This window comes from Halochromatium salexigens (assembly GCF_016653295.1).
GTDB lineage: Bacteria > Pseudomonadota > Gammaproteobacteria > Chromatiales > Chromatiaceae > Lamprobacter > Lamprobacter salexigens.
The window spans coordinates 1-5577 of sequence record NZ_NHSF01000092.1 but is presented as its reverse complement, the minus strand read 5'-3'; the positions used below and the strand labels follow the sequence as shown (position 1 = coordinate 5577).

6 protein-coding genes and 1 tRNA gene are annotated in these 5577 nt (G+C 60.7%); 5 read left to right on the top strand and 2 right to left on the bottom strand.

Annotation, left to right across the window (positions count from 1 at the left end):
- From CCR82_RS18290 to CCR82_RS17960, 5 genes are all read left to right on the top strand, one after another.
- A partial coding sequence (locus CCR82_RS18290; protein ID WP_207191044.1) for a hypothetical protein occupies window positions 1-201 on the top strand: 201 nt, incomplete at its 5' end.
- Between the two features lie 107 nt (window positions 202-308).
- Complete coding sequence (gene rpe / locus CCR82_RS17975) at window positions 309-1007, top strand: ribulose-phosphate 3-epimerase (RefSeq protein ID WP_201247189.1); 699 nt, start codon at window positions 309-311, stop codon at window positions 1005-1007.
- Between the two features lie 20 nt (window positions 1008-1027).
- Window positions 1028-1702: a phosphoglycolate phosphatase gene (locus tag CCR82_RS17970; protein WP_201247188.1), complete on the top strand. Its 675-nt coding sequence runs from the start codon at window positions 1028-1030 to the stop codon at window positions 1700-1702.
- A gap of 192 nt (window positions 1703-1894) precedes the next feature.
- Entirely contained in the window at window positions 1895-3436 is a 1542-nt protein-coding gene (gene trpE, locus CCR82_RS17965; protein ID WP_201247187.1) for an anthranilate synthase component I, read from the top strand.
- 296 nt (window positions 3437-3732) lie between these two features.
- Window positions 3733-3808 (top strand) — tRNA-Phe (locus tag CCR82_RS17960).
- Between the two features lie 262 nt (window positions 3809-4070).
- Here CCR82_RS17960 and CCR82_RS17955 read toward each other — a convergent pair.
- The gene (locus CCR82_RS17955; RefSeq protein ID WP_201247186.1) at window positions 4071-4484 is read right to left on the bottom strand and encodes a helix-turn-helix domain-containing protein; all 414 of its coding nucleotides are present in this window, start codon (window positions 4482-4484) and stop codon (window positions 4071-4073) included.
- Between the two features lie 187 nt (window positions 4485-4671).
- Window positions 4672-5127 carry a hypothetical protein gene (locus tag CCR82_RS17950; protein ID WP_201247185.1) on the bottom strand — a complete coding sequence of 152 codons (456 nt, stop codon included), beginning with the start codon at window positions 5125-5127 and terminating at the stop codon, window positions 4672-4674.
- Window positions 5128-5577: the final 450 nt, after the last annotated feature.

Sequence of the window (5577 nt, the reverse complement as noted above, 5' to 3'; positions counted from 1 at the left end):
CGCATCAAGCAGCGCTTTGAAGCGCGGCTCTTCCTCGTGCGCGACCGGGCGCAGGGTGATGTCGTGCACGTTCACGCCGCTACCTCGCCAACCAACAGTGGCGGGCAGTTTGGACCAGACGAAGGGAATTGTCCAGAATCGAGGGTAAATCCCTCAACTGCTGGTCAGTCAGAGTCAGAACGGTTTCGCCCTGTGCTCTGAGGCGAGCGACCTGAAAGATTCCAACCGATCGGCTACACTAGGCGTCTTTTTTCCTGCCTGGCACGATGCTGGTTGAATTGCTCGATGCCGCTAACCGGAGGCTCCCCATGGCCGCAGCAGAAGACCTGATCGCCCCGTCCATCCTCTCCGCCGACTTCGCGCGCCTTGGCGAGGAGGTCGACAATGTGCTCGCCGCCGGCGCGGATATCGTCCATTTCGACGTCATGGACAACCATTATGTGCCGAACCTGACCATCGGCCCGCTGATCTGCGAGGCGCTGCGCAAGCATGGCGTCACCGCGCCGATCGATGTGCATCTGATGGTCAAACCGGTCGACCGCATCATCCCGGACTTCGCCCAGGCCGGGGCCAGCTACATCACCTTCCATCCCGAGGCCAGCGAGCACATCGATCGGACCCTGCAACTGATCAAGGCCGAGGGCTGCAAGGCCGGTCTGGTGTTCAATCCGGCCACCTCGCTGGACTACCTGAAGTACGAACTCGACAAGGTCGACATGGTGCTGCTGATGTCGGTGAACCCGGGCTTTGGCGGCCAGAGCTTCATTCCCTCGGCGCTCGATAAGCTGCGCGAGGTGCGGGCGATGATCGATGCCAGCGGTCGCGATATCCGCCTCGAGATCGATGGTGGCGTGAAGGTCGACAATATCGCCGAGATCAAGGCCGCGGGCGCCGATACCTTCGTCTCCGGCTCGGGCATCTTCGGTAAGGGCCAGGACAGCGATCCGCACCGCTACGATGGCATCATCGGCCAGATGCGCGAGGCCTTGGCTGGGGTGAACCGCTGAGTTAAGGGTTCAGAGTCCCGATGCAGTTTCCTTTCCGTCCCAGCATGGTCTTGATCGATCTCGATGGCACACTGGTCGATAGCGTGCCGGATCTGAGCGCATGCATCGATACGATGATGGCCCGGCTCGGGCGCCCGCCATGCGGTGAGGCGGCGGTACGTCAATGGGTCGGCAACGGCGTCGAGCGTTTGGTGGCGCGCGCTCTGATCGGCGCGCTCGATGGTGAGCCGGATGCCGCCGACCTCGAGCGCGCATTGCCGATCTTCCTTGATCTCTACGCCGAGCAGGTCTCGGCGCGCTCAGTGCTCTATCCCGGTGTGCGTGAGGGCTTGGATCTGTTGTGCGGGCGCGGCTATCGCCTGGGCTGCGTGACCAACAAAGCGGCCCGCTTTACCGAGCCGTTGCTCCAGGCAGTCGGCATCCGCAAGGCGTTCGAGCTGGTGATCGGCGGCGATACGCTGCCCGAGAAGAAACCGAGCCCGCTGCCGCTGCTGCATGCCGCAGAGCACTTTGGTATCGAACCGGCTGCGTCGCTGATGCTGGGTGATTCGGTGAGTGATGTGAGGGCTGCCCGGGCGGCGGGATTCGGTATCATCTGCGTCAGCTATGGCTACAATCACGGCGACGACATCCGCCACGCCGAGCCCGATGCCGTGATCGATGCCTTCCCTGAACTCGGCGAGTTGCTGGCCTAATCTCGCACCCCAGCATCGCATTCAAGCGCACGGCACAGATGGCCATGTTGACCTCGACCTACCAAAATCAGGTTCCAGAGCCCAGTGCCTGCCCACTGAGTCTCGAGCACTGCCTCCATCGCAGGCGATGGCGCCGCCCGAATACCGACTTCGAGCCCGCCCTTGGTTTCCGCATCGTCTGGAGTCCGCCCGATGACCCCCGAGAATCTCCACGCCCTCGCCGCGCAGGGCCATAACCGCATCCCGCTGATCTGCGAGGTCCTCGCCGATCTCGATACCCCGCTCAGTTGCTATCTGAAGCTGGCCGACGCGCCCTACAGCTATCTGTTCGAGTCGGTGCAGGGGGGCGAGAAATGGGGTCGCTACTCGATCATCGGTCTGCCTTGCCGCAGCGTGCTCAAGGTCTATGGCCACCGGATCATCATCGAGCGTGATGGCGCCATCGTCGAAGAGGCCGAGACCACCGATCCCTTGGCCTGGATCGAGGCCTTTCAGCAACGCTTCAAGGTCGCCGAGCATCTCGGCATGCCGCGCTTCGCCGGCGGCCTGGTCGGCTACTTCGGCTATGACACCGTGCGCTACATCGAACCGCGGCTCGATCCCTGCCCGAACCCGGACGCCATGGACACGCCCGACATCCTGTTGATGGTGTCCGAAGAGGTCGTGGTCTTCGACAACCTGCAGGGGCGGATGTACATCATCGTGCATCTGGACCCGAGCGCTGGCGACACCCTGGACTCGGGCCAGCGCCGCATCGATGACCTGGTGCAGCGCATGCAGCGCGGTGCCCCGCGCGATCCGACCGCCGGCGGTCGGCGCATCGATGAGACCGATTTCGTCTCCGGCTTCACCGAGGCCGGCTACAAGCAGGCGGTCGAGCGCATCAAGGACTACATCCTCGAGGGCGACTGCATGCAGGTGGTGCTCTCGCAACGGCTCTCGATCCCATACCGGGCGCGCCCGCTCGATCTCTATCGGGCGCTGCGCGGACTCAATCCCTCGCCCTACATGTATTTCCTGAACTTGGGCGCGTTCCAGATCGTCGGCTCCTCGCCCGAGATCCTGACCCGGCTCGAGGAGGGCGTGGTCACCGTGCGCCCGATCGCCGGCACGCGTCGCCGCGGCTACACCGAGGACGAGGATCGGGCGCTCGAGCAGGAACTGCTCGCCGACCCCAAAGAGCTGGCCGAGCACCTGATGCTGATCGATCTCGGGCGCAACGACTGCGGCCGCGTCGCCGAGATCGGCAGTGTCACCCTGACCGATCGGATGATCGTCGAGCGCTACTCGCATGTGATGCACATCGTCAGCAACGTCACCGGGCAGCTCAAGGACGGCATGAGCGCGATGGACGTGCTACGCGCGACCTTCCCGGCCGGCACCGTCTCCGGTGCGCCGAAGATTCGCGCGATGGAGATCATCGACGAACTCGAGCCGATCAAGCGCGGCGTCTACTCCGGCGCGGTCGGTTATCTGGCCTTCAACGGCAACATGGACACCGCGATCGCGATTCGCACCGCAGTGATCAAGGATGGGCAGCTGCATATTCAAGCTGGGGCGGGCGTGGTCGCCGATTCGCTGCCAGATCTTGAATGGAAGGAGACCATGAACAAGGGCCGCGCCATCTTCCGCGCCGTGGCCATGGCCGAGTCCGGAATTGAACGCCAGCCCTGTGTCGCAGGTGCCGCCGCCGGAGCCGAGGAGCCGGAGCTAGGTCGCCGCGCTGCTGAATGACTGAGCGGACTACTGACTTGCTACCGATTGGCCGCAAGGCCCTCAGCGCCGAGGAGCTGCTGCGTACGGCCGGAGGCGCGTTTGCCCAGATCCCTGACCCCTGGCCCCCTGGCCAGTGGCCCGGCCCCCGGGCACGACATTGCACTGGTCGACCACCTGATGTCAGAGCGGGCGTTGTTCGGGCTGAATACCTCCGCGCCGGTCTCGAACGATGCCGGCCGTACACAGCGGGAATTGCTGCTCTGTTGGAAAAGTTCTTGACGCCACCGTACCGAAAGGTTCTAATAAAGGGCTTCGCCCAGGTAGCTCAGTCGGTAGAGCAGGGGACTGAAAATCCCCGTGTCGGCAGTTCGATTCTGTCCCTGGGCACCACTTTTCAATCACTTAGACACGCATCAGGGCGCATCAGTCGCCTAGATTAGCCCCTTTCGCGTCCTGCAGTGTCACCCATAGTGTCACCCACGGATCAGGCTGCAGCCCAGCATTGACGGGGCTTCGGGCAGGGCGGCGCAACAGCGGTCATCCTCAGTGTTTCGGCCCCTACTGCTTGCACGGTCGGAATCAGCACGGCCAGCTGCAGCCGGGAACAACTCTCGATCAAGTGTCACCTACTGTCACCCACGGGCGGCGGCACTCAGTCACCCCCAGCAGCGGCAGCAGCCTGCCCCGATCGCGGCGATTGTGCAGCAGCCATGGCACGGCCTAGCCCGGACAGCTGCAGCAGGGCAATCGCGGCCCTGAGCTTGATACTCCGATCGTGCTTGTAGTCCATCTGTTCTTCGATCACATCAAGGGCATGTTCTACCAGATCAGCCATCCTGCCAGCGGTGGCGTTGCGGCTATCGGCTAGGTGGCCTTCGATCGCAGCACGGTATGCGGCCAGCTTGCGCCAGCGGCTAACGGTTTCCTGTCGCACCCCTAGACTCTCAGCAATGTCGGTGCCCTTCCAGCCTGCGGCGGCCAGCCGTGCCCCCTCTCGCTGCTGATCGGTTAGCCCGTCATCGAGACCAACCACTGCTTCATCATCGTTGCGGGTATCGTCCGCCATGTCATCAATCCTCAAGTTTCAAACGGCCCTGAGCGAGCTGAATCTACCGGGACACCACGGCACGAACCACCCTCGGTATGTCAGGCTGTAGAAGGACCCGTCAATCTCTCAGTACGAGAAAATCTATGTGCGCGACATCAACTAGCAGCGCATGGATTTCCAAGCCGGTACTATCAGCGTTGACGTTTTAGTAGACGCGTAGGCTAGTACCGTACCAGTTACCATCATCATGCCGCATGTTAATGCTCCAGTAACCACGGGTTGGCGCATTGAAGGCGTTGACAGTATCGAACCGGCCACTAACGTACCAGTCGCAAGAGTCGGACGAGGTGCGGTTAGCGGTATAGGTGCTGCGATCAAAGTTCGCTTGCCTTGGTGCAATACGGTTCCGCACGAACTGTAGTGACTGAGCAAACGCAACTGCATCATCCGGGCACTTCATAACATTAGGGTCGTCATGGAACCGATCTGGCCGCATTTTACCAACCACGACAGCCATGGATAAGAGCGACGCAAGAATCACTGAACCTGAAAAGCCCCAGATCAGCTTGGTTTTTAGACTTGCCTCGTTGACGGCTCTAACCCAATCAACGCCATTGTTCTCTGTCACATACCGAGATGTCGTCTTCTTGCGATTTTCCATTGTGCTCTCCGATTATGGGCTGCTGCTTCAGTTTCACGGTAGCAGACCGATCGTATTTTATGCCTGCTTCTGTATCTGAATAATGGTGTTGCACACATGTATATGATGACAATCTTCCAGACGGGTAAGTGTAAGTCATGGGAAGCTCTAGCTGCTACTTCCAAAAAAGCTGCACTGCGAGAGGCGCTTAAGAAATCGGAAGGGCATAGAGGCAAGGCGTTAATTGTAGGTTGGAAAAATGAAGTCGGTGCGATCGAAGAATTGTCCTATCGACACATTGGGATGGAGGACAGGTGGCGGCATCGTTGAAGCTGCATCAGCTTAGACGCTGTATAGGAAGCCGCTCAAGCGAATTTAATTATTAGATCTGCAATCAATCACGAATTAATCTACTCGAAAGCAATTTGATTATCGCAGAGTTGACGCAGCAAAAGCCGAGATGATGCAAGG